The sequence below is a fragment of the Noviherbaspirillum sp. genome (genome assembly GCF_035627455.1).
Lineage (GTDB): Bacteria > Pseudomonadota > Gammaproteobacteria > Burkholderiales > Burkholderiaceae_D > Noviherbaspirillum.
Genome location: NZ_DASPLS010000037.1, coordinates 1 through 23,245, shown reverse-complemented (window position 1 = coordinate 23,245; position 23,245 = coordinate 1). Strand labels below are relative to the sequence as shown.

The following is a 23,245-nucleotide window of genomic DNA, read 5'->3' as shown; positions in this document are numbered from 1 at the left end:
TCGCTTACTTCCCGAAATTCACGGCGGGCGCGTTGGAAATCGCCTTCTCGTTATCCACTGTGAAGCTCGGCTTGACTTCGTAATTGAACATCATCGCCGTCAGGTTGGTCGGGAAGCTGCGGGCGAGCACGTTGTAGTCGCGCACCGACTGGATGTAGCGCTGGCGGGCGACGGTGATCCGGTTCTCGGTGCCTTCCAGCTGCGACTGCAGGTCGCGGAAGCTGGTGTCGGCCTTGAGCTGCGGATAGTTTTCCGAGACCGCCATCAGGCGCGACAACGCGGAGGACAGTTCGCCCTGCACCTGCTGGAACTTGCTGAATGCTTCCGGATTGTTCAGCACTTCCGGCGTGATCTGGAAGCTGGTGGCGGCGGCGCGCGCCCGGGTCACCGCTTCCAGCGTTTCCTTCTCATGCGACGCGTAGCCCTTGACCGTGTTGACCAGATTCGGGATCAGGTCGGCGCGGCGCTGGTACTGGTTAACCACCTCGCTCCAGGCTGCCTTCACCTGCTCGTCCTTGCCCTGGAATTCGTTGTAGCCGCAGCCGCTGATCAGCGATGCCAGCAGCACGGCGCCCAGCCATTGCATCCATCGTTTCATCGGTCTTTCCTTTTCTTGAATGTCAGAAACATGATCTGTTTGGTTTTCTTGCCATTTATCTATGGGCGGCAACGCGGGGTTTCAACAGCACGGTACTCATTGCCGCCAGGATCAGCGCCATGGCCGCATAGTCTTGCCAGTGCGGCGTCTCGCCCAGCAGCCATGCGCCGGAAAACACGCCGAGCACCGGAATCATCATCACCGACAGGCTGGAGGCGATCGGCGGCAGCGTGCGCGCCAGCTGGAACCAGACCACGTGCGCGAAGCCGAAGATGATCACCGCGTTGTAGGCGATCGCCCAGGCCGTGCCGGGATCCGGCAGGTGCCAGGCGGCGCGCTCGAACAGGAAGGAGGCAACCACCATCGTGAAGGTGGTCAGCGCCAGCATCCAGAAGGTGAGCGAGATCGTCGGCATCGCCAGCGTGGAACGTTTCATCACAACCGTTCCATATCCCCAGCCGGCAGCGGCGATCAACGCAAACACCGTGCCGAGCGGGTTGCCGGCCAGCGCGGAAAATTCGCTCGACAGCAGCAGCAGCGCGCCAGCGAGCGCGCAGGCAATGCCGATCCATGCCGCGCGCGTCGGCCGTTCCCCGAAGAACAGCAGCGCGCAGAGCACGGCCCAGACCGGCATCGTGTAGCCGAGGATGGCGGCGCGGCCGGAAGAGAGCATTTTGACGCCGAGAATCATGAATACATGCCAGAACAGCATGTTCGGTATCGCCAGGCGGATCACCTCCAGCACTTTCCCCTTCGGGATCGTGAGCGGCGCGTCCTGCACGCGGGCCGCGAGCCACAGCGTCGGCAGCCCGCCTATCATGCTCAGCGTGCGAAAGCTAAGCGGCGGAAAGTCGCGCACGCCGAACTTCATGATCGGCCAGTTGATGCCCCAGCACAGGGTCAGCAGGATGAGAAGGATCCAGTCCTTGCGGGAAAGGGAAGTCATGCCGAAACGATATCATGGCGCGTTACAATGCGCACTGACGCAAGCGCCACCGTTTGCGGTGCGACCGATTTCCCTGAACGCTACTATTGGGCCCAGCCGTGACCTTCATCGACAAACTCGCCGCCGCCTGGACGGCCAACCATTCCCTGCTGTGCGTCGGCCTCGATCCCGACACCGCGAAATTCCCGGCGCAGCTGCGCGACCGGCCCGACGCCATCTTTGCCTTCTGCAAGGCGATCATCGACGCGACGGCGGATGCCGCCTGCGCCTTCAAGCCGCAGATCGCCTATTTCGCGGCGCTGCGCGCGGAAGACCAGCTGGAAGCGATCTGCGACTACCTGCGCAAGACCTATCCGGCCATCCCGGTGGTGCTCGACGCCAAGCGCGGCGACATCGGCGCCACCGCCGAGCAGTATGCGCGCGAAGCCTTCGAGCGCTATGGCGCCGACGCGGTGACCGTCAATCCCTACATGGGCTTCGACTCGGTTGCGCCTTACCTCGAATGGAAAGACCGCGGCGTGATCGTGCTCTGCCGCACCTCCAACCCGGGCGGCTCCGACCTGCAATTCCTGAGCGCGGACGGCAAGCCGGTCTACCAGCATGTCGCGCAACTGGTCGCGGAAAAATGGAATACCAGCGGCCAGTGCGGCCTGGTGGTGGGCGCGACCTTCCCGAACGAACTGGCGCAGGTGCGCCGCATCGTCGGCGACATGCCGCTGCTGGTGCCCGGCGTGGGCGCCCAGGGCGGCGACGTCGAGGCAACGGTGAAGGCGGGCAGGACGGCGTCCGGCGCCGGCATGATGATCAACTCCTCGCGCGCGATCCTGTACGCGAAGCCGGATGCGCAGGCCGGCGAAGATTTCGCGGCGGCGGCGCGGCGCGTGGCGATGGAGACGCGCGACGCGATCAATGCGTTCCGCTTCTAGCACGCCCTCGGGATAACTTAATGAAGCGTACGTTGGGAGGGGGTGTGGAGGTAGGGCACAGTGAAACCCAGCGTGCGTTCCAGACGCGGTATCCGGTGGGTTTCGCTGCGCTCTACCTCGGCGGCCCCACCCACCCTACAATTCTTTACCTGGAAAAATCATCCAGATGGTTTTGGCGTAGAGGATCGTAGGGTGGGTTGAGCGCGAGCGAAACCCGCCGTGCACTCCACGAACAGCTGTCGAGGGGTTTTGCTTGAGCTCTATGTCGGCGACCCCACTCTACTATCCTTTAGATTTATCTGGACGTTCTACTCGCGCAAGCGACTGTCGCCAAGCAGTGCCTCGTAGACCGCCAGGTCGCGCGCCGAGAAACAGCAGAAGATCACTTCGCGCAGCACGACCAGCCCGGTGACGGCGCCGCGTACGGTGTCGACCGCGATGCGTGCCGCCGCTTCCGCCGGATAGCCATAGACGCCGGTGCTGATCGCCGGGAAGGCAATGCTGGCCGCGCCGCAGCCGGCGGCGACTTGCAGCGAGCTGCGATAGCACGATGCCAGCAGTTCCGCTTCGCCTTCCGTGCCGCCGCGCCACACCGGCCCGACGGTATGGATCACGAAGCGCGCCGGCAGCTTGTACCCCAGGGTGAGCTTCGCATCTCCGGTGTCGCAGCCGCCGAGCCGCCGGCATTCCTCCAGCAGATCCGGTCCGGCGGCGCGGTGGATCGCGCCGTCCACGCCGCCCCCGCCAAGCAGCGAGGAATTGGCGGCATTGACGATCGCGTCCACCGCCAGCGTGGTGATATCGGCCTGAAGCGCGCGCAGCACGGCGGTCACCGCATTACTCCTCGCCGAAGAACGCCAGCATGTCCGCCAGCAGCAGGTCCGGCACCTGTTCCGGAATGAAGTGGCCGGCGGGCACGGCTTTGCCGGTCACCGGCAGCACGCATTTCGCCTGCCAGTCTTCCAGCGGCTTGAACAGGCGGCCGACCACGCCGTGCTCGCCCCACAGAACGCGCACCGGGCAGGCAATGCGCGTGGTCTCATGGTCGCGGTCGTGCTCGAGGTCGATGCCCGCCGCGGCGCGGTAATCCTCGCAGGCGGCATGGATCGCGTCGGGCCGGACGAAGCAGCGCTCGTATTCCGCCATCGCTTCGGGATCGATGAACTGCGCGCCGTTCGAACCCCAGTTGCCCAGCGTCGCACGCAGCAGGAAGGCGGCGCTGTTGCCGATCAGCGTTTCCGGCACCGGATACGGCTGGATCAGGAAGAACCAGTGGTAATAGAGCGTCGCGAAGGTCTTGTCGGTGGCTTCGTACATCGTGCGCGTGGGCGAGATGTCGAGAATCATCAGCTTCTTCACCGCCTCGGGATGGTCGAGCGCGAGCCGGTGCGCGACGCGGCCGCCGCGGTCATGGCCGCACAGGTAAAACGATGGATGCCCGAGCACCCGCATCAGTTCGACCATGTCCTGCGCCATCGCCCGCTTCGAATAATTCGCATGGCCGGGCTCGCCCGGCGGGCGCGAGGAATCGCCGTAGCCGCGCAGGTCCGGCATGACCAGCGTGAAGCGGCGCGCGAGTTCGTCCGCTACCTTGTGCCAGATTACGTGCGTCTGCGGAAAGCCGTGCAGCAGCAGGAGCGGGGGGCCTTCGCCGCCGAGCCGCAGATGGATGGTCACGTCATCGACTTCGATGTCCGCTGTCTCGAAATTTTCCAGCATTACGCCTCCTCGAGGAAAAGAAGCACGCCGCGTAATGCATGCGCCACTGTCTGCTCGCGCACCAGGCGGCGGTCGCCCGCGAATACCAGGCGTTCGGTGCGCGCGCTGTCCGCGCGTGCCCAGCCGAAGCAGACGGTGCCCACCGGCTTGCCCGGCACCGCGCCGCCGGGACCGGCGATGCCGGTCGTCGACAGCGCGAGCTGCGCGCGGCTGTTGCCCAACGCGCCGAGCGCCATTGCGGCGGCGACTTCCTCGCTGACCGCGCCGTGCCGCTCGATCAGCGCTGCCGGCACATCAAGCAATTCCGTCTTTGCCGCATTCGAATAGGTAACGAAGCCGCGCTCGAACCATGCGGAAGAGCCGGCGATTTCGGTCACCGCCTGCGCCACGCCGCCGCCGGTGCAGGACTCCGCGGTCGCGAGCAGCAGGCCCTTTTCCTTCAAGGCCTGTCCGACACGTGCGGCCAGTTCGATGATGTTGTCCATGTTGTCCGCGTCTCCCGTTTCCCGTCTGCCGTTTCCCTTTGCCAAGCCCCTCGCTTCACATGCCTACTCTACCACCGGCCCGCCATATCCTCCGCCGCCTGGCGTTTCGATGACGAACACATCGCCCGGCTGCATCATGGTACTGGCCACATGCCCGAGTTCCTCCCGCCTGCCGCCCGCGCGGATTACGTAATTCCTGCCGCGTCTGCCCGGCTCGCCGCCGGCAAGGCCGAACGGGGGCACGCTCCGGTTGTTGGACAGGATGGAAGCGGTCATCGGTTCCAGGAAGCGGATCTGCCGGATGCCGCCGTTGCCGCCGTGCCAGCGTCCGCGGCCGCCGGAACCGTGGCTGATTTCGTAGCTCTCCACCCGCACCGGAAAACGCCATTCCAGCACCTCCGGATCGGTCAGCCGCGAATTGGTCATGTGGGTCTGCACCACGTCGGTGCCGTCGAACCCCTCGCCGGCGCCCGATCCGCCGGAAATGGTTTCGTAATACTGGTAGCGCGCATTGCCGAAGGTGAAGTTGTTCATCGTGCCCGGCGCCGACGCCATCACCCCGAGCGCGCCGTACAGCGCATTGGTCACGCAGCTCGAGGTTTCCACGTTGCCCGACACCACCGCCGCCGGGTAGCGCGGATTGAGCATCGAGCCTTCCGGGATGATCACCTTCAGCGGCTTCAGGCAGCCGGCATTGAGCGGAATGTCGTCGTCCACCAGCGTGCGGAACACGTAGAGCACGGCGGCCATGCAGATCGCGCTCGGCGCATTGAAGTTATTGTCGAGCTGGGGCGAGGTGCCGGTGAAGTCGATTTCGGCGCTGCGCTTGTCCCGGTCGACGCGGATCGCGACCCGGATCAGCGCGCCATTGTCCAGCCGGTATTCGAAACTGCCGTCCTTCAATGCGCCGATCACGCGCCGCACCGCTTCTTCCGCATTGTCCTGCACATGCCGCATGTAGGCCTGCACCACGCCCAGGCCGAAGTGATCGACCATCTTCAGCAGTTCGTCGACGCCTTTCTGGTTGGCCGCGACTTGCGCCTGCAGGTCGGCGAGGTTCTGCCGGATATTACGGCAGGGGTACTTGCCGCAGGAGAGCAGGGCGACGGTTTCTTCCTCGAGCAAGCGCCCGCCGCGCACCAGCTGGAAGTTGTTGATCAGCACGCCTTCTTCCTCGACCACGCGGCTGCCGGGCGGCATCGATCCTGGCGTGATACCGCCGATGTCCGCATGATGGCCGCGCGAGCCGACGAAGAACAGGATATCGTTGCCCGCCCTGTCGAAAACCGGCGTAATCACCGTCACGTCCGGCAGGTGGGTGCCGCCGTGATAGGGATCGTTCAGCATGTAGGCGTCGCCCGGCCGCATGCGGCCGGCGTTTTCGCGGATCACGGTCCTGATGCTCTCGCCCATCGAGCCGAGGTGCACCGGGATGTGCGGCGCGTTGGCAATCAGGTTGCCTTGCGCATCGAACAGCGCGCAGGAAAAATCGAGCCGCTCCTTGATGTTCACCGAGAATGCGGTGTTCTGCAGGCGCAGCCCCATCTGCTCGGCGATGCTCATGAACAGGTTGTTGAAGACTTCCAGCATCACCGGGTCGGCTTCGGTGCCGATCGCCTTGCGCGCCGGCCTTGCTTCCACCCGGGTCAGCACGAGGTGGTCGAGCGCGGTGACTTCCGCCATCCAGCCGGGCTCGACCACATTGGTGGCATTCTTCTCGGCGATGATGGCGGGGCCGCGGACGACGTCGCCGCAGCGCAGGTCTTCACGGCGGTAGAGCGGCGTGGCGCGCCATTGTCCGCCGGAGAACAGCTGCACCGTCTCTGCCGGTTCGAGCGCGCCGCTGCGCAGCGGCGGCGACGCGCCCGAACTGTCGGCGCCGGCCTCGCCGGTCGCGCCCACGGCTTCCACCGAAATCGCTTCCACGATCAGGTCCTTGCCCGGCATCAGGAAGGAATAGCGCTGCCGGTATGCCGCCTCGAACTGCGCCAGCATCGCTTCCAGCGGGCCATGGGACACGACCAGGACCGAGTCGGTGCCGCTGTAACGCAGGTGCACGCGCTTGCGCACCGCAATGCAGGACGGCGCGACGCCCTGCGTCATCAGGTCCGCGCGCGCATCCTCCGCCAGCGCCTGCAGTTTCCCTTCCAGCGATGGCAGGACGCCGGCGGAGAGCGTCAGCTCCAGCGCCTGTTCGCGCATCGCGATCTGGTCCGCCAGCCCCATGCCATAGGCCGACAGCACGCCCGCGAGCGGATGCGCGAACACCCGCGTCATCCCGAGCGCGTCGGCGACTAGGCAGGCATGCTGCCCGCCGGCGCCGCCGAAGGTAACCAGCGTGTAGCCGGTGACGTCGTGCCCGCGCTGCACCGAGATGAACTTGATCGCATTGGCCATGTTGCCGACCGCGATGTCGATGAAGCCTTCCGCCACTTCTTCAGGCGTGCGGCGGATGCCGGTGGCCTGGAAGATCGCGTCAGCCAGTTCACCGAACTTCCTGGCGACGATGTCGCGATCCAGCGTTTCATCCGCCCGCGGTCCGAACACCGCCGGGAAATGTTGCGGCTGTATTTTCCCGAGCATCACGTTGCAGTCGGTGACCGTCAGCGGTCCGCCACGCCGGTAGCAGGCCGGGCCGGGATTGGCGCCGGCGCTGTCCGGGCCGACGCGGTAGCGCGTGCCGTCGAAATGCAGGATGGAGCCGCCGCCCGCCGCCACGGTGTGGATGCTCATCATCGGCGCGCGGATGCGCACGCCCGCCACCTGCGTGTCGAATTCGCGCTCGAATTCGCCGGCGTAATGCGATACGTCGGTCGAGGTGCCACCCATGTCGAAGCCGATGATCCGGTCGAAGCCTGCCGCCTCCGCGGTGCGCACCATGCCGACGATGCCGCCGGCCGGACCGGACAGGATGGAATCCTTGCCCTGGAAGCGCTGCGCGTCAGCCAGCCCGCCGTTGCTTTGCATGAACAGCAGGCGCACGCCTTCCATCTGGCTTGCCACCTGGTCGACGTAGCGGCGCAGGATCGGCGACAGGTAGGCGTCGACGACGGTGGTGTCGCCGCGCGACACCAGTTTCATCAGCGGGCTGACCTTGTGCGACACCGAGACCTGGGTGAAGCCGGCCTCGCGCGCGAGGCGCTCGACGGCTGCTTCATGCCGCGTGTGGCGGTAACCGTGCATCAGCACGATGGCGGCCGAGCGGAAGCCTTGTGCGTGCAATGCCTGCAGCTCGTGCCGCACCTGTTCCTCGTCCAGCGGCGTCACGACCTTGCCGTGCGCGTCGATGCGCTCTTCCACCTCGACCACCTTTTCGTAGAGCAGCTGCGGCAGCACGATATGGCGGTCGAACAGGCGCGGGCGGTTCTGGTAGGCGATGCGCAGCGCGTCGCGGAAGCCGCGCGTGATCAGCAGCACGGTCGGCTCGCCCTTGCGTTCCAGCAGCGCGTTGGTGGCGACGGTGGTGCCCATTTTCACCGCCTCGACTGCTTCCGGCAGAATCGCATCGGACGGGCCGAGCCCGAGCAGGCGACGGATGCCGGCGACCGCAGCGTCGCGGTACTGTTCCGGATTTTCGGACAGCAGCTTGTACGTGAGGAGCTGGCCATCCGGGCGGCGGGCCACGATGTCGGTGAAGGTGCCGCCGCGGTCGATCCAGAATTGCCAGCGTTTGCCGCCTGTGTGCGGGTGGGTCATCTTCTTCTCTCCGAACCGGCGCGGCTGCCGGTTGGATGCGGCCCCGTGCGCTCTCTTGTCAGGCTTGCATTGCCGCCCGTTTGTATCGCGACGTCAATGTGATGTACGTCAACGAAATCGGTCTCCGGGTGACGCAGAATGGTTACCGTGATGCTAGCACGGCGCAGCGGACCGGGCGGGCACCATGCGAAGGCGTGAAAAGATCGAGCTTGGCGCGGTCAGGGGACTGACCGCGTTTTTTTCGACAACCACGACATCACGACATCAAGCTGGATTAAACCGATTTTTGAGTGCCGAGATATTGTTCTCGAAACGCGGACCGAGTTATCCCCACATGCGTTGTAGCCAATATGCCATGCGTGTAGCCCGGAGATTCTGCTGGTCGTCGTCCTGTGGCGTGTCCCGCCTCGGATAGACGACAAAAAACATCTGGCTTTTCCGTAACGCGTTGTGTTTCAGTGTTTCCACGCTCTCGCGGGGACGATGATATTCCCACTCGCAGCACTGGACGGTAAAGCCATGATCGCTGAAAAAATCGATCAAGCCGAACACATCGCGCCAAGCGGGGCTCACGGTTTGGGCGGAGTGGTACGGGATGATGCCAATTGCGTTTAGGTGTAAATCGTTTAGACGGCGTATCAGGTCGTAGTCATCGGGAACGTGTCTGTCCATCGCTTCAAAAGCGCCGCTAGTCATCATCGGAATGAGATGGGCGAGTCCAATCACGGACGCTCCACTCCGCTGTGCGTGTCTGTTTTCGCTTGCCACCTCGATAATTCTTTGTCCCATCAGTCGCATGCCCGACAATTGTCTCAATTCATTACCATAATTGCGATCTTGCCTGAACAGGTACGGGGCAATGATATCGGCGAACGTATGAGTCCTTGGACCCATGTAGCCTTGCAACCGCTGGAGTAGAAATGCGCGGTCGTCCCGTGTCCTGTTGCTCTGTTCCGTTACGGTACGCTGCTGAACATAGGTCAGGCGAATAAAGCTGGTATATGGTTCGGCCGACACGACATTCTTGGAGAAAAATCTTCTCGCTGCATCTGTGCCTGCAGAATTGTTAGCAGCGCGGGAAGATGGGCGAAAATCTACTGTATGCCCCTCAAGGGCGATCATCGCGTGCCCGGAAATGAACCGTTCGTCGACAAAACGGTTTACCGCCGCAAAAGTCTGTTCGCGTTGAATATGGTTTTCCCCAAATAGATACTGACGTGGCGCAGACATGCCTAGCACCTGATTTAGGAGCCCTTGAAACTCTGCCCTTCCAAATACCCGCAGGGTTCGCGCAGCGCCACTATGCTGCCAGCGAATCACTTCTAAGTCCGCATTCTTCTCGATGAGAAATTCCTTTACCAACCCTAGTTGGTCCCGGAATGAGAGCGGATTGCCGCCGACCATTTCATACCAATTTAACCCACTGCCGGCAAGGCCAGAGGGATCAGGATTGGACCAGCGCACGGCATCGGGCAGATAGGAGCGGAAGCCGTAATAGATCAAGCCGCTTTCATCCCGGATCTCGCCGGAGTACTGCCTCGTCCTGGTCGCCAGGCCTCCTTGTGACGACTGATCATTGGCCGCGCTGAAGGCTGTGCCGCCATACGGATAGAAGGCTTGGTAGCTGCTTACATTGCCCTGATCGTCGAGTTCGGCCTGGCAGGAATCGAGCTGGTCGCCCAGGCTGTAATATCTGCTCGTAACGGCTGAGCCAGTAGGCTGCAGCGTGCCGTTCTGAATGCGCACCTGCTGCGCATGGCCAAGGCTGATGCGCAATTCTCTGTAGTCGCTTTGCACGAGCGCGTTGCTGACATTTTCGCCGTCGAAGCCGATGCTGATGCCTGGATCGGACTGCGTGTAGCTGGACCGCTGTTCCACATCGCCCAGATAGGTGACCGTCAGCAGCGCGGTGAGCCGTCCTTGCGCGTCTCTGGTTTTGACGACCTTGCGGCTGCGCGCGCTGCCGTCGCTGCTGTGCACGCTGTATTCGGTGACGGTGGCGCCGTCTTCACCCGGCGCCGGATAGCTGGCGCGGGTGATCTGATTACGGTAGTCCCAGGTGAGGGATGACAGGTTGGCGTTCCTGAGCAGATTGCCGCCGGCGTCGAACAGGCCTTGCTGCCGGAAGAAGGATTCGTCGATATACGTGCCCTCCACAGTGCCGCCCAGGCTCTGGTAATAACTGGCGGGGATGGAGCGGTTGGAGCCGGTTGACACCTTCATCGCCGCGCTGCGAGTCGTGCTCAAGGCGCCGTTGCTGTAATGATCCAGCGCGGTGATGTTGCCGCCATCGTCGTAAGCGTAATACTGCAGGTAGGGCGTGAGGAGGTTGCCGGCGGCAAAGCCAATGGCCTGGTTGACCTTGTTCCCGGGCGTGCCGTCGACCGGGCTGGCGGACGCGCTCTCAAACCCATTTGCACACAGCAGCCGGTACAGCGCATCGTAGCGGTAGGCCGTTTGCACAGGCGCCTCCGCATCGAACACGATGACCGGCCAGGCATCTTCGATGGCAGCGACATTGCCGCTCGGATCAAACGCATAGCGCATGTCCTGGCGCCGGCCGGGATCATTGCTGCCGTCGATCCAGCCGGCGCCGGAAGCGGGCAGGGCGGCGAGGAAGGCGGCGTCGTTGCTGGCGTAACGCTGGGTGGTGCGCCAGGTCCTGGGATCGTAACGGAAGGCAGAAGTAAACAGGCTGTCAGCAGCATCATCCATCGCTGCGCCCTTGGCCACGGTCAGGACCTGTCCCTTGGCGTTATGGGTGAAGTCGCGCAAATAGACGGTGCCGTCCGCGGCGACGGTACCGGGCAGGCCGGACAGCAGGTAGGTCGAGCGCAGCACGTTGCCCAGCAGGTTCACCGCTTCGAGGGGACGGCCCAGTGCGTCGTGGCGCTGCAAGGCGGTGCTGTAGCCCTGCGATTGCAGTCCCGCGTCCGGAACCGTGGACCCAAGCGGCGGGATGTCGGTGACCGGCATGCCTTCGTCGCTGCCGGCGTAGTCGAGCGCGAGATAACGGATGGCGGCGCTGGGCAGGCCGGACAGCAGCACGCCTTGCACGGCGGACCACCCGTCCTGCGCGCAGTGCTGCTGCACCTGCCCGCGCAGATTCAGGGCCTGTGCCTGCTCCAGCGGCAGGCTGTCGCCGTACAGGGTGCGCGAGGCGGTGACGGCTGCGGCGCTTTCGCAGCGGGCAATGCCGGTGGCGACAGGTCGGTGCGCGGCATCGAAGGCAGGCATCGCGACGAAGCCGCGCGCGTTGCAGGAAAACCAGGGGCGTCCAAGGGCATCGGCCAGGCCGAGCTGCAAGCCACCGTCGACGTGCATCTGCTGGAGGACGCCGCCGGTGGCGGCATGGGTGAAGGTGGCGCTGCAACCGGGAAGAGATGTCTGCATGCAATGGCCCTGTAAAAGCGGCAATCATGCAAGGGACAGGCGGAAATGCTAATACTGCGGATGCAGTATTTTCTACGGCGAACGCAGTAGTGCGTTGGTTTTGGAACAGGAGATTTACAACCTCCGGCTAGATCGTCCGCCACACCGCAAACAGCAGCAGCGTATAGAACGCCGCGACCAGGTCATCCCACATCACGCCGAAACCGCCCTTGAAGCGCCTATCGAAATATCCGATTGGCGGCGGCTTGAGCATGTCGAAGAAGCGGAACCAGAGGAAGGCCCAGAACTGGGTGGAAAAGCTGGCCGGCATGAGGAGCAGCAGCACCACCCAGAACGCGATGATCTCGTCCCAGACCATGCTGCCGTGGTCGGCGATGCCCATGTCGCGGCCGGTCTTGTGGCAGGCCCAGATGCCGAGCACGAAACCGACGGCGATGATGATGGTCCAGTTCAGCGTGGTGAAGACTTCCGGCCAGCGCCAGGACAGCACGCTGAAGGACAGCCAGCCGAACAGGGTGCCGGTGGTGCCGGGCACGACCGGGGAAAGCCCGCTGCCGAAACCTTGCGCAAGCAGGTGTGCCGGGTGCGACAGCATGAAGCGAGCGTTCGGCTTCGTGACGGAGGCGGTCTGGCCTTGTTGGAGTGTGGTCATGGCGAGGCGAAATGATCGAAGGAAGACAGTTGCAGCGACACCGGCGCGCCTGACGTATCTTCAAGCCGCAGGCCGGGCTGGGCGTCGACGCGGCCGATGCAGGTCACCGCGACGCCCGCCGCGGCGCCGGCGGCCAGCACCTGCTCATGCCTGGCGCGCGGCGCGGTGAAGCAGAGTTCATAGTCGTCGCCGCCGGCAAGCGCGAAACGCCGGCGCAGCTCCTGCGGCTGTTTCCGCAGCATGCTCCCAGCAGGCAAGGCATCCACGTTCAGCACGGCGCCGACCTTCGAGCGTTCGAGGATATGGCCGAGATCGCCCGCCAGTCCGTCCGAGACGTCGATCGCCGCATGCGCGATGCCGCCCAAAGCCAGGCCGAGCGCGACGCGCGGCACGGGTGCGTGCATGCGCGTCGCCGCTTCGCCTAGGGTGGCGTCGTCCAGCGGGATTTCATGGCGGTAGCCGGCCAGCGCCAGCCGGGCGTCGCCGAGGCTGCCCGAGACCCAGATCTCGTCGCCGGCGACGGCGGCATCGCGCCGCAGCGCCGCGCCCGGCGCCACTTCGCCGAACACCGTGATGCAGATGTTGAGCGGGCCTTTCGTGGTGTCGCCGCCGATCAGTTCGCATCCATGCGCATCGGCCAGCGCGAGCATGCCTTCGGAAAACGGCGCCAGCCACTCGCTGCTCGCTTCCGGCAGGGCCAGCGCGAGGGTGAACGCAAGTGGACGGGCGCCCATCGCGGCAAGGTCGGAAAGGTTGACCGCCAGGCATTTGTGGCCGAGCAGCCGCGGATCGGCTTCCGGAAAGAAATGCCGGCCTTCCACCAGCATGTCCGAGGAAATCGCGAGCTGCATGCCCGCCGCTGGCGCCAGCAGCGCGCAGTCGTCGCCGACCCCGAGCGGTACCCGGTCGGCGTGGCGGGGAGGGCGGGTGAAGTAATGCGCGATCAGGTCGAATTCGGACAGCATGGCGCGATTGTACCGAATTGCGCCATGCTGTCGCGGGGATTACGCAATGGCCAGCCGCACCGATCCCAGTTCGCCCAGCAAAGCCTGCCGGATGCTTGCTTCCTGCGGCGCGACGCCGAACCCGACCATCGTGCCGTCGCCGTCGTAATAGCGGCAGATGATGCGCTCGCCGTACTGCGTTTCCTGCCAGGTTCCGCTTCCCGACGAAGCCGGCGGCAGTAGTGCCATCGGGAACGACAGTGTCTTCACCAGCACCGGCATCGGTTGCCAGGCGATCGGCGCGGGCCGCCCGGCAAGCGTCGCGGCGATTGCGCGCGCGGCCGCCATCAGTGGCGTGACATGGGGCAGCATGCGCGATCCGGCATCCGTCATGTATTCGGCGCAATCGCCGAGGGCATGGATATCGTCCGCGCTGGTGCGTCCGTGCGCGTCGACCATGATGCCGCGACCAGTGCGCAGGCCCGCCGATCGCGGCAGGTCCAGTTCGGTGCGCAGTCCGACCGCGGACAGCACGATGTCCGCGTTGATATCGGTGCCGTCGGCCAGCGTCGCCCGCAGCCCGTCCGCAGCACGGTCGACCCGTACCACCGAGGTGCCGAGGCGGAAAGCCACGCCGCGCTGCCGCAGGGCCGCGCGCAAGCCGCGCGACAGCGCCGGCGGCGCGAGTGCGGCCAGCGGCAGGGAGTTGGGATCGATCAGGGTCACACGGTATCCTGCGCCAGCCAGGTCGTCGGCGAATTCACAGCCGATCAGCCCGGCGCCGATGATCGCCACGCGGGCGCCGTCCCCGTACCGCGCCATCGCTTCCCGGAAGCGGCGATAGTCGCCGATATGGTTCACCGACATCACCTCGCCGGCGGCGTCGCCCGCGAGTGCAAGGCGGACCGGGCGCGCGCCGACCGCAAGGACCAGCTTGTCGTACTCGAACCTGCCGGCACTGGTCTGCACCGCCTTTGCCGCCGGGTCGATCGCCTGCACCGCAATGCCGGCCAGGATGCTCGCATCAAGCTGCGCCGCCATTTGCGCCGCAGTCTGCGACACCAGCTGGTCCGCGCTCTTGCCCTGCGCAAATGCGTTGGACAGCATCGGCTTCGAGTAGAAGCCGCCATCGTCGGCGGTAATGATGAGCAGCGGCGCGTCCTTCCGCAGCTTGCGGAACTCGCGCGCCAGCGCGTAACCGGCCATGCCGGCGCCGATGATGATGACGGGGTTCACGGTTTCCTTTTCGGTTGGCTGACGGCTGCTTCAGATTTCGACCATCTCGAAATCGGCCTTGGCGACGCCGCAGTCCGGACAGGCCCAGTCCGCCGGGATGTCGTCCCATCTCGTGCCGGCGGCGATGCCTTCGTCCGGCATGCCGGACGCTTCGTCATAGATGAAACCGCATACGATGCATTGGTAGGTTTTCATGCTGATCCTCTCTGAATGGTTGAACAGGTAGCTTATTTCGCGGTGGCGGCGAGCACTTTGCGATAGTTGTTGGCGTGGCGCTCTTCCACCTTCGCCAGCGCCGCGAACCGCTTGGCGGCAATCTCGAGCGTGCGGCGGAAGTTGTCTGCGTGTTCCTTCGATTCGGCGATCTGCTCGTCGAATTCGGCGACCGCCGCGTCATTGCCTTCCTGCAAGGCCAGGTGGCGGAATTTCGGGTACATCTCGGTGTATTCGTAGGTCTCGCCCTCGATCGCGATTTCGAGCGCCTTCGCCGGCGACAGCTTTGCTTTCGGATAGAGCAGGTCGAGGTGGCCGAACGCATGCATGACTTCCTGTTCGGCGGTTTCTTCGAAGATTTTCGCGACGTCCTCGGCGCCGGCTTCGCGCGCCAGCTTGGCGAAGTAGCGGTATTTGATATGCGCCATCGATTCGCCGGCAAACGCGGCTTCGAGGTTCTGGATGGTGATGGATTGCTGGGTCGCCATGTTTTTCTCCTGTCATGTATTCGATTGTTTAATGCAATCGTGATGGAGAGAATCATAGCTATCGTTTATTGATAAAGAAAATTGATTGTTTCTATGTTTTTGATAGGAAATGAAGTGGTGCGGCGAGGCGATGCCATTCAGCCATTTTTCCTTGATCTGCATGTGGTGTACTAGGATAAATACGTATCAAAGGCCCTTATCCCGTCTGATAAAATCGTAAGTTTCCCGTAAGCTAAAAAGGAAGGCCGCATCATGGAATCTCCAACCGACCAAAAAGAAGAACTCCGCCAGCAGCTTCGGCAGGCGGCGCTGGAATACCATGAATTTCCTACCCCCGGAAAAATCAGCGTCACCCCCACCAAACAGCTCACCAACCAGCGCGACCTGGCGCTGGCCTACTCCCCCGGCGTCGCGGCCGCCTGTGAAGAAATCGTCGTCGATCCCGCCAATGCCTATAAGTACACCGCCCGCGGCAACCTCGTCGCGGTGATCACCAACGGCACCGCGGTGCTGGGCCTGGGCCCGATCGGGCCGCTGGCTTCCAAGCCGGTGATGGAAGGCAAGGGCGTGCTGTTCAAGAAGTTCGCCGGCATCGACGTGTTCGACATCGAAATCAACGAAAACGACCCGGACAAGCTGATCGACGTGATCGCTGCGCTGGAGCCCACCTTTGGCGGCATCAACCTGGAAGACATCAAGGCGCCGGAGTGCTTCTATATCGAGCGCAAGCTGCGCGAGCGCATGAAAATCCCGGTTTTCCACGACGACCAGCACGGCACCGCGATCATCGTCGGCGCCGCGATCCTGAACGGCCTGAAGGTGGTCGGCAAGAAGATCGACGAGTGCAAGCTGGTGGTGTCCGGCGCCGGCGCCGCGGCGCTGGCCTGCCTCGACCTGGTGGTCGACCTCGGCTTCCCGCTCAAGAACATCTTCGTGACCGACCTCGCCGGCGTCGTCTACAAGGGCCGCGCCGAGCTGATGGATCCGGACAAGGAGCGCTTCGCGCAGGAGACCGATGCCCGCACGCTGGCGGAAGTGATCCCCGGCGCCGATATCTTCCTCGGCCTGTCCGCCGGCGGCGTGCTCAAGCCGGAAATGGTCAAGCAGATGAACGCCCGTCCGCTGATCCTGGCGCTGGCCAACCCGACCCCGGAAATCCTGCCGGAGGAAGTCAAGGCGGTGCGCGACGACGCGGTGATCGCGACCGGCCGTTCCGACTATCCGAACCAGGTCAACAACGTGCTGTGCTTCCCGTACATCTTCCGCGGCGCGCTCGACTGCGGCGCGACCACGATCACGCGGGAAATGGAAATCGCCGTGGTGCATGCGATCGCCGACCTGGCGCAGGCCGAGCAGTCCGACATCGTCGCGACCGCCTACGGCATCAGCAACCTGTCGTTCGGCCCGGAATACGTGATCCCGAAGCCCTTCGACCCGCGCCTGATGATCAAGATCGCGCCCGCGGTCGCGAAGGCGGCCGAGGAGTCCGGCGTCGCATCCCGTCCGGTCAAGGACATGCAAGCCTATGCGGCCAGCCTGCAGCAGTTCGTCTACCGCAGCGGCACCTTTATGAAGCCGGTGTTCCAGATCGCCAAGAAGGCGCCGGCCGGCAGGAAGCGCATCGTGTTCGCCGAAGGCGAGGAGGAGCGCGTGCTGCGCGCGGTGCAGGTGGTGATCGACGAGAAGCTGGCCAAGCCGATCCTGGTCGGCCGCCCGGCGGTGCTGGCGCAGCGCATCCAGAAGTTCGGCCTGCGCATGCGTCCCGACATCGACTTCGAGACCATCAACCCGGAATACGACGAGCGCTATCGCGAGTACTGGGAAGAGTACCTGCAGATCACCCGCCGCAAGGGCGGCACCGAGCAATGGGCGAAGCTGGAAATGCGCCGCCGCCATACCCTGATCGGTTCGATGATGATCCGTCGCGGCAATGCAGACGGCATGATCTGCGGCACCTTCGGCACCGTGCCGCTGCACCTGCACTACATCGACCAGGTGCTCGGCAAGCGCGAAGGCACGAACGTGTATGCCGCGATGAACGTGCTGATCCTGCCGGACCGGCAGGTGGCGATCGTCGACACCCACGTCAACGAGAACCCGAGCGCCGAGCAGCTGGCCGAGATCACCATCATGGCCGCGGAGGAAATGCGCCGCTTTGGCCTGGAGCCGCGCGCGGCGCTGCTGTCGCATTCGAACTTCGGTTCCAGCAACAGCGAATCGGCGAAGAAAATGCGCGCCGCGCTGGAAATCGTCCAGCAGCGCGCGCCCGGCCTCGAGATCGACGGCGAGATGCACGGCGATACCGCGCTCGATCCGGGGCTGCTGAAGTCGATGATGCCGGACTCGCCGCTCAAGCGCGATGCGAACCTGCTGGTGATGCCGAACATCGACGCCGCCAACATTTCGTACAACCTGCTCAAGACTGCCGCCGGCAACGGCATCGCGATCGGCCCGATCCTGCTCGGCTGCTCGCGCCCGGTGCATGTGCTGACGCCGTCGGCCACGGTGCGCCGCATCGTCAACATGACGGCCCTGTGCGTGATGGATGCAGTGGCGGAACGCTGATACCCGTCAAAACTGCGCATCAACAAAAAAGCCGTTCCTTCTTGAAGGAACGGCTTTTTTTATACGCCGGGCGGACCTTATTGCTTGCTGCTTTTCCTGCCCGCGTCAGCCTTCTTCGGCAGGTCCGTTTTCTTTGCCTGGGCTTTCTGTTCCGCATCCGCCTTTTTCTGCGCCGCCGTCTTCTCGCTGCGGTAGATCGACGCCCAGGCCGGATGGCCGGTCTCGGAAGGCAGCAGCTCGTAGGACGCATCCTTGGCAAAGAGCTGCCTGAATTCGGCGCGGCACTGCCTGGTCCGCTGCATCAGGCAATAGGAGAACGCCGCGTACTTGTGCGCCCGCAGCTCGTCCGCCCTGGCCGGCAAGCCGGCCTTGAGCGAGGACTGCAGCGCCTCGAGCGCTTCCTTGTAGCGCCCGGCTTCATAGTCCTTCACGCCTTCGGCCAGCTTCTGCTGCGCCGGCGTCGCATTGGTGCTGCCGGCTTGCGAAATCGCGCGTTTCTCGTCCAGTGCGCCCTTGATCGAGCGCCACACCGGGCCCCATTGCGGATGGTTCGCCTCGTTGGCGGCGAGGTTGAAATCGGGTTCGGCCTGCAGGATTGCCTGGAACTGCTCGCGGCAGGGCAGCTCGCGGCCGGCGCTGCAGTGGATGAAGGCCAGGTGCTTGCGCGCGGCCACCATGTCGGCGCTCCTGAGCTGGCCGCTGGCGACCGCCTGCGTCAGGTCGCCGAGCGCGGCGTCGTGGCGGTTCTCGCGATATGCCGCCAGCCCCTTTTGATATTGCGCCTGCGCTTCGGAGTGGCTGAGCGCCGGCTTGCCGCTCCCGGTCTGGCTGGGCAGCTGCGCGCAGCCGGCAACGATGGCGGCGACAGAGAGGGCAACAAGCTTCTGGAACTGCATGGTTTCTCCTGATCAGAATACGTACTGTACGGTGGTCTCCGTACCGCTCTTGATGTCGAGCGTTTCCTTGTATGGCGCGAACTCGCCGTTGCGGATTTCGATGCGGTGCTTGCCGGGCGCCAGGCTGAGCGACTTCATCGGCGGACTGACGCCGCGTTTCGCTCCGTCCACATAGACTTCGCCCCAGGGCTGGACAGCCAGCCTGACGGTGCCTGGCTTGGCGGGCGGCTCCGCCGGTTTCGCTGCCTTGTCCGCCGCGTCGGTCGATGCACTCGCGGATACGGTGGCGGACGCCTTCTCGGCGGCGCCTTCCGGCTGCCGCGCGGCGAGCTTGACGTCTGCCGGCCGGGACGCTTCCGCCTTCGCGGCTGTCTTCGGCGCCACCGTTTCCGGCGCCGGCGGCGCAGGCGCGACGGCTGCTGCCGGCGGCGATGCTTCCGGCTTGCTGGTCCACGACCATACCGCGCCCACCAGCGTGGCTGCACCAATGGCGGTGGCGATCAGGCCCGGGCGCAGGGCGCCGCTCCTGGCCGGTGCAGCCGCTTGTACAGCCGGCGTGGCTTCCGCCGGTGCGGAGTCGACCACATGGCGCGCGCGCGAACGGTCGCGCAGCTTGTCCGCGAGGGTCTGGTCTTCCTTTGGCGGCCCGAAGCGGTAGACCTCGTGCTCGCGCACGTGCTTGTCCTGGCGCGTGCCTTCATAGACGAACAGCTTCGCGTAATCGCGCGAGAAACGGGAAATGATGTCGAAGTAGGAATGCGACACCATCACCTGCCCGGGTTCGGAAAAACTCATGACGCGCTGCGCATCGTTGACGCCGTCGCCAATCATGTTGGTATGGCCGTTGATGTCGCGCACGATCTTCAGCGGGCCGAGGTTGATGCCCATGCGCACGAAGCCGGGTTCGCCCAGCGTCACCCGGCCGGCCTCGATCGCGTCGCGCAGCGACAGCGCGGCAAACAGCGCATCTTCCGGGTCGCCGAGGAAGGCGATCCCGGCGCCGTCGCCGGTATCGACCATGATGCGATCGCCGGGCGCGACGTTTTGCACCGCTTCCGCCAGCAGCGCATTGAACAGCTCCTTCATTTCGAGCTGGTCCGGCACCGTGCGGGTGGAATAGCCGACGATGTCGATGAACAGCACGCTGCCGATGAAGGTGCGGTTCAACTGCTTGAGCGAGGGCGCGTCGTCGTTCATAGGGAAATGGCAAAATTGCGAAAGAGAAACTTCCCGAGATTTTACTCTCTTGCGCGAATTTATTGACGTGTGGACACTTTTTCTGTTGTCCAGCCGCCATTTCCAGCAAGATTGGGGGCTACAGCGGCAGGTTCCGCAGCGGCACGCGGCCGGTCTGCACCAGCGGCGCGGCGCGGTCGCAATGACCGGGCTGGTCGTCAAAGAAGATATGCGGCTTGAAGGCGGCCAGCACGTCCGACTTCGCGACGCCGCCCATGAAAAAGGTTTCGTCGATCGCGACATCCCACGCGCGCAAGGTGCGGATCACGCGTTCATGCGCCGGCGAGGAGCGCGCGGTCACCAGCGCGGTGCGGATCGGCGAGGAGCGGCCGTCGGCCGACTTGAAATTGTTCTGGATGTAGGAGAGCGCCTTGAGCAGGCGCGCGAAGGGGCCTTCCGGCAGCGGCCTGGTGGCGTTTTCGCGTTCATGGTGCTCGAAGGCTTCGATGCCCTGTTCCTGGTAGATGCGTTCCGATTCGTCGGAAAAGATGACGGCATCGCCATCGAAAGCGATGCGGATCTGGTCCAGTTCCTCGAACGCGTTTTCCGGTTTCTGGTAGAGCAGCGCGGCGGCGACGCCGGAATCGATCGACGCCTGCACGTCATCCTCGTGCAGCGACAGGAACAGGCTGACGTTGAATGCGCGCAGGTAAGGTGCGAGCGGCGCGCCGCCGGAGAGCACCGCGCGAGTGATGTCGAGATCGTAATGCTTGATCGAATTGAAGATGCGCATCGAGGTTTCCGACGAATTGCGCGACATGATCACCACTTCCACGAAGCGCCGGTTGTGCACCAGCGCATTCAGCTTGAGCAGCGCGCGCACCAGCGCGAAGCCGGCGCCGAGCTTGAGGATCTCGTTTTCGTTTTCGATCTGGTGCTTGCGGTAGGCGTCCAGCCCCTGGTTGCGGAAGATCGCTTCCTCCGCCTCCAGGTCGAACAGGGCGCGTGAGGAAATGCCGACGACGAGCAGGTTGTCCAGGGATACGGGCATGGGGATATGGTGTCGCGACGGCGCGCGATGCTCCTGTTCGGGAAATGCGTTCCAGGCATTATAAACAGGCGGGCGGATCGAAGAGCGGCGCCGGAAATGAAAAACGCACCGCGAAGGGTGCGATTTTTCCTGCGAGATTTGGTGCCGAGAACCGGAATCGAACCGGTACGCCATTTCTGGCGCGGGATTTTGAGTCCCGTGCGTCTACCTGTTCCGCCATCTCGGCGACACACAAGGCGGCATTATGGACGATTTGCGGCAATCGAGCAACAGAACTGGCGCTTTCCGCATTGTCACACCGGAATTGAAAGGCGTATGATCGCCACTTCGTTCCGACAGAAATCCACAACAAGAATGAAGTCCAAAATCCGCGAGATCGTGCTCGGCAAGGCGCTGGATCCGCTGAAGTCCGAGACGCGGCACTCGCTGGCACTTGTTGCCTTCCTCGCGTGGGTCGGCCTGGGGGCGGACGGGCTGTCATCCTCGGCCTACGGCCCGGAAGAAACCTTCAAGGCGCTCGGCACGCATACCCAGCTCGGCCTGTACATGGCGCTGGCGACCGCGGTGACCGTCTTCATCATCGCGCTGGCGTACAACCAGGTAATCGAACTGTTTCCTACCGGCGGCGGCGGATACCGCGTCGCGTCGCGCCTGGTCGGTCCCTATCTCGGCCTGATTTCCGGCTGCGCGCTGATCCTCGACTATGTGCTGACCATCGCCATATCGGTGGCGGCCGGCGTGGAAGCGCTGGCCTCGCTGTTGCCGCTGGGATTTCATCCATACAAGATGTGGGCGGAAGCCTTCTTCATCGCGCTGCTCATCATCCTCAACCTGCGCGGCATGAAGGAAGCGATCCAGGTGCTGCTGCCGATCTTCCTCGGCTTCGTCGCCACGCATTTCGTGCTGATCGTCTACGGCATCTTTGCGCATGCCTCCTACCTGCCCGACCTTATTCCCAATACGCTCGACGAAACCAGCCTGCTGGCCGGCGACATCGGCTGGATCGCGGTGGCCGGCATGCTGCTGCTCGCCTACTCCCAGGGCGGCGGCACCTATACCGGCCTGGAGGCGGTCTCCAACAACGTCAACATCCTCGCCGAGCCGCGCGTGCGCACCGGCAGGATGACGATGATCTACATGGCGCTGTCGCTCGCGTTCACCGCCAGCGGCATCATCCTGCTCTACCTGTTGTGGGATGCCAAACCGGTGGTCGGCCAGACGCTCAACGCATCGACCTTCCGCGCCATCATCGAAAGCCTTGGCTTCAGCGAATGGACCAACCACATCCTGCTGATCGTGGTGCTCGCGTTCGAAGCGGGTCTGCTGTTCGTCGCGGCCAATACCGGCTTCCTCGGCGGCCCCGCGGTGCTGTCGAACATGGCGGCAGACTCCTGGGTGCCGCACAAATTCCGCTACCTGTCCACGCGCCTGGTCACGCAGAACGGCATCCTCGTGCTCGGCATCGCCGCGCTCGCAATCCTGTTCTGGACCGGCGGCAGCGTCACCCTGCTGGTGGTGCTGTACTCGGTGTCGGTGTTCCTGACCTTCGCGATTTCGCTCTACGGCCTGTGCCTGTACTGGTGGCAGCATCGGCGCGACCATTCCGCCTGGCTGCGCCGCTTCCTGCTGTCGCTGTCCGGCTTCCTGATCTGCGCCGGCATTCTCATCGTGCTGCTGGTCGAAAAGTTCAGGGCGGGCGGCTGGGCCGCGGCGGTCATCATCGGCGCCATCGCCGCCATCTGCATCTGGATCCGCAACCACTACCACAAGACCAAGGATGCGATCCACATGGTGGACCAGGTGTTCGCGAACCAGCCTTTCGGCTCGCACGCCGGCGCGGTGGAACCGGACCCGAACAACCAGACCGCGGTCTTCATCGTCGGCTCCTCGCGCGGCGGCGGCCTGCATGCGCTGCTGTGGGTGCAACGCATGTTCCCCGGCCACTTCAAGAACTTCATCTTCGTCAATGCCCGCACCGTGGATGCGCACGCCTACGGCGGCGAAGGCGCGGTCGAGCACATGCGCGCGGAAGCGAATGCGACGCTCAAGTTCTTCGTCGACTTCTGCCATTCGCACGGCATGGCCTCCGCAGCCTATCTCGGGTTCGGCACCGATGCGGTGGCCGAGGTGACCAAGCTGTGCGAAACCATCAGCAAGGATTATCCGAACTCGATCTTCTTCACCAGCAAGCTGGTCTTCGAGCAAGACAACTGGTTCACGCGCCTGCTGCACAACCAGGCGGCGCTGGCGATCCAGCGGCG

The 23,245-nt window shown here is 64.1% G+C and carries 18 protein-coding genes and 1 tRNA gene; 3 read left to right on the top strand and 16 right to left on the bottom strand.

What is annotated here, in order from left to right:
- Positions 1-4: 4 nt before the first annotated feature.
- Together VEC01_RS07020 and VEC01_RS07015 are read right to left on the bottom strand one after the other, a co-directional pair.
- A complete protein-coding gene (locus VEC01_RS07020; RefSeq protein ID WP_324900091.1) occupies positions 5-598 on the bottom strand; it encodes a LemA family protein in 594 nt (197 codons plus the stop codon).
- 55 nt (positions 599-653) lie between these two features.
- Entirely contained in the window at positions 654-1,544 is an 891-nt protein-coding gene (locus VEC01_RS07015) for a DMT family transporter (RefSeq protein ID WP_324900090.1), read from the bottom strand.
- A gap of 98 nt (positions 1,545-1,642) precedes the next feature.
- Between VEC01_RS07015 and pyrF the strand changes: the two genes are divergently transcribed.
- Positions 1,643-2,470: an orotidine-5'-phosphate decarboxylase gene (gene pyrF / locus VEC01_RS07010; protein WP_324900089.1), complete on the top strand. Its 828-nt coding sequence runs from the start codon at positions 1,643-1,645 to the stop codon at positions 2,468-2,470.
- A gap of 308 nt (positions 2,471-2,778) precedes the next feature.
- Here pyrF and VEC01_RS07005 read toward each other — a convergent pair whose 3' ends face one another.
- The 10 genes from VEC01_RS07005 to VEC01_RS06960 form a co-directional block, all read right to left on the bottom strand.
- Positions 2,779-3,303 carry an O-acetyl-ADP-ribose deacetylase gene (locus tag VEC01_RS07005; protein ID WP_324900088.1) on the bottom strand — a complete coding sequence of 175 codons (525 nt, stop codon included), beginning with the start codon at positions 3,301-3,303 and terminating at the stop codon, positions 2,779-2,781.
- A 4-nt stretch (positions 3,304-3,307) separates the two neighbouring features.
- The gene (locus tag VEC01_RS07000; RefSeq protein ID WP_324900087.1) at positions 3,308-4,189 is read right to left on the bottom strand and encodes an alpha/beta hydrolase; all 882 of its coding nucleotides are present in this window, start codon (positions 4,187-4,189) and stop codon (positions 3,308-3,310) included.
- The gene (locus tag VEC01_RS06995; RefSeq protein WP_324900086.1) at positions 4,189-4,674 is read right to left on the bottom strand and encodes a CinA family protein; all 486 of its coding nucleotides are present in this window, start codon (positions 4,672-4,674) and stop codon (positions 4,189-4,191) included. Before VEC01_RS06995 ends, VEC01_RS07000 begins: the two co-directional genes overlap by 1 nt.
- Before the next feature lie 63 nt (positions 4,675-4,737).
- Positions 4,738-8,370 (bottom strand): hydantoinase B/oxoprolinase family protein, encoded by a 3,633-nt coding sequence (locus tag VEC01_RS06990; protein ID WP_324900085.1) that lies wholly within the window; start codon positions 8,368-8,370, stop codon positions 4,738-4,740.
- Positions 8,371-8,694: 324 nt separating this feature from the next.
- Complete coding sequence (locus VEC01_RS06985) at positions 8,695-11,763, bottom strand: RHS repeat-associated core domain-containing protein (RefSeq protein WP_324900084.1); 3,069 nt, start codon at positions 11,761-11,763, stop codon at positions 8,695-8,697.
- A 127-nt stretch (positions 11,764-11,890) separates the two neighbouring features.
- Entirely contained in the window at positions 11,891-12,415 is a 525-nt protein-coding gene (locus VEC01_RS06980; protein ID WP_324900083.1) for a phosphatidylglycerophosphatase A, read from the bottom strand.
- Positions 12,412-13,380 (bottom strand): thiamine-phosphate kinase, encoded by a 969-nt coding sequence (gene thiL, locus VEC01_RS06975; protein ID WP_324900082.1) that lies wholly within the window; start codon positions 13,378-13,380, stop codon positions 12,412-12,414. Before thiL ends, VEC01_RS06980 begins: the two co-directional genes overlap by 4 nt.
- Before the next feature lie 39 nt (positions 13,381-13,419).
- A complete protein-coding gene (locus VEC01_RS06970) occupies positions 13,420-14,595 on the bottom strand; it encodes an NAD(P)/FAD-dependent oxidoreductase (RefSeq protein ID WP_324900081.1) in 1,176 nt (391 codons plus the stop codon).
- Between the two features lie 30 nt (positions 14,596-14,625).
- Positions 14,626-14,790, bottom strand: a complete 165-nt coding sequence (locus VEC01_RS06965) for a rubredoxin (RefSeq protein WP_324900080.1) — start codon at positions 14,788-14,790, stop codon at positions 14,626-14,628.
- 32 nt (positions 14,791-14,822) lie between these two features.
- Positions 14,823-15,296 (bottom strand): rubrerythrin family protein, encoded by a 474-nt coding sequence (locus tag VEC01_RS06960; protein ID WP_324900079.1) that lies wholly within the window; start codon positions 15,294-15,296, stop codon positions 14,823-14,825.
- Between the two features lie 252 nt (positions 15,297-15,548).
- On the opposite strand from VEC01_RS06960, the gene VEC01_RS06955 reads away from it, so the two are divergent.
- A complete protein-coding gene (locus tag VEC01_RS06955) occupies positions 15,549-17,861 on the top strand; it encodes an NADP-dependent malic enzyme (protein ID WP_324900078.1) in 2,313 nt (770 codons plus the stop codon).
- A gap of 77 nt (positions 17,862-17,938) precedes the next feature.
- Here VEC01_RS06955 and VEC01_RS06950 read toward each other — a convergent pair whose 3' ends face one another.
- The 4 genes from VEC01_RS06950 to VEC01_RS06935 all read right to left on the bottom strand — a co-directional run bounded on the left by VEC01_RS06950 (position 17,939) and on the right by VEC01_RS06935 (position 21,210).
- On the bottom strand, positions 17,939-18,757 hold the full coding sequence (locus VEC01_RS06950) for a TssQ family T6SS-associated lipoprotein (RefSeq protein ID WP_324900077.1): 819 nt from the start codon (positions 18,755-18,757) through the stop codon (positions 17,939-17,941).
- Positions 18,758-18,769: 12 nt separating this feature from the next.
- Positions 18,770-19,954, bottom strand: coding sequence for an adenylate/guanylate cyclase domain-containing protein (locus VEC01_RS06945; protein ID WP_324900076.1), 1,185 nt, complete (start codon positions 19,952-19,954; stop codon positions 18,770-18,772).
- A gap of 118 nt (positions 19,955-20,072) precedes the next feature.
- Positions 20,073-20,984: a 5'-nucleotidase gene (locus tag VEC01_RS06940; RefSeq protein ID WP_324900075.1), complete on the bottom strand. Its 912-nt coding sequence runs from the start codon at positions 20,982-20,984 to the stop codon at positions 20,073-20,075.
- A gap of 139 nt (positions 20,985-21,123) precedes the next feature.
- Positions 21,124-21,210 (bottom strand) — tRNA-Leu (locus VEC01_RS06935).
- Positions 21,211-21,338: 128 nt separating this feature from the next.
- On the opposite strand from VEC01_RS06935, the gene VEC01_RS06930 reads away from it, so the two are divergent.
- The coding region (locus VEC01_RS06930) for an APC family permease (RefSeq protein WP_324900074.1) at positions 21,339-23,245 on the top strand (1,907 nt) is incomplete at its 3' end.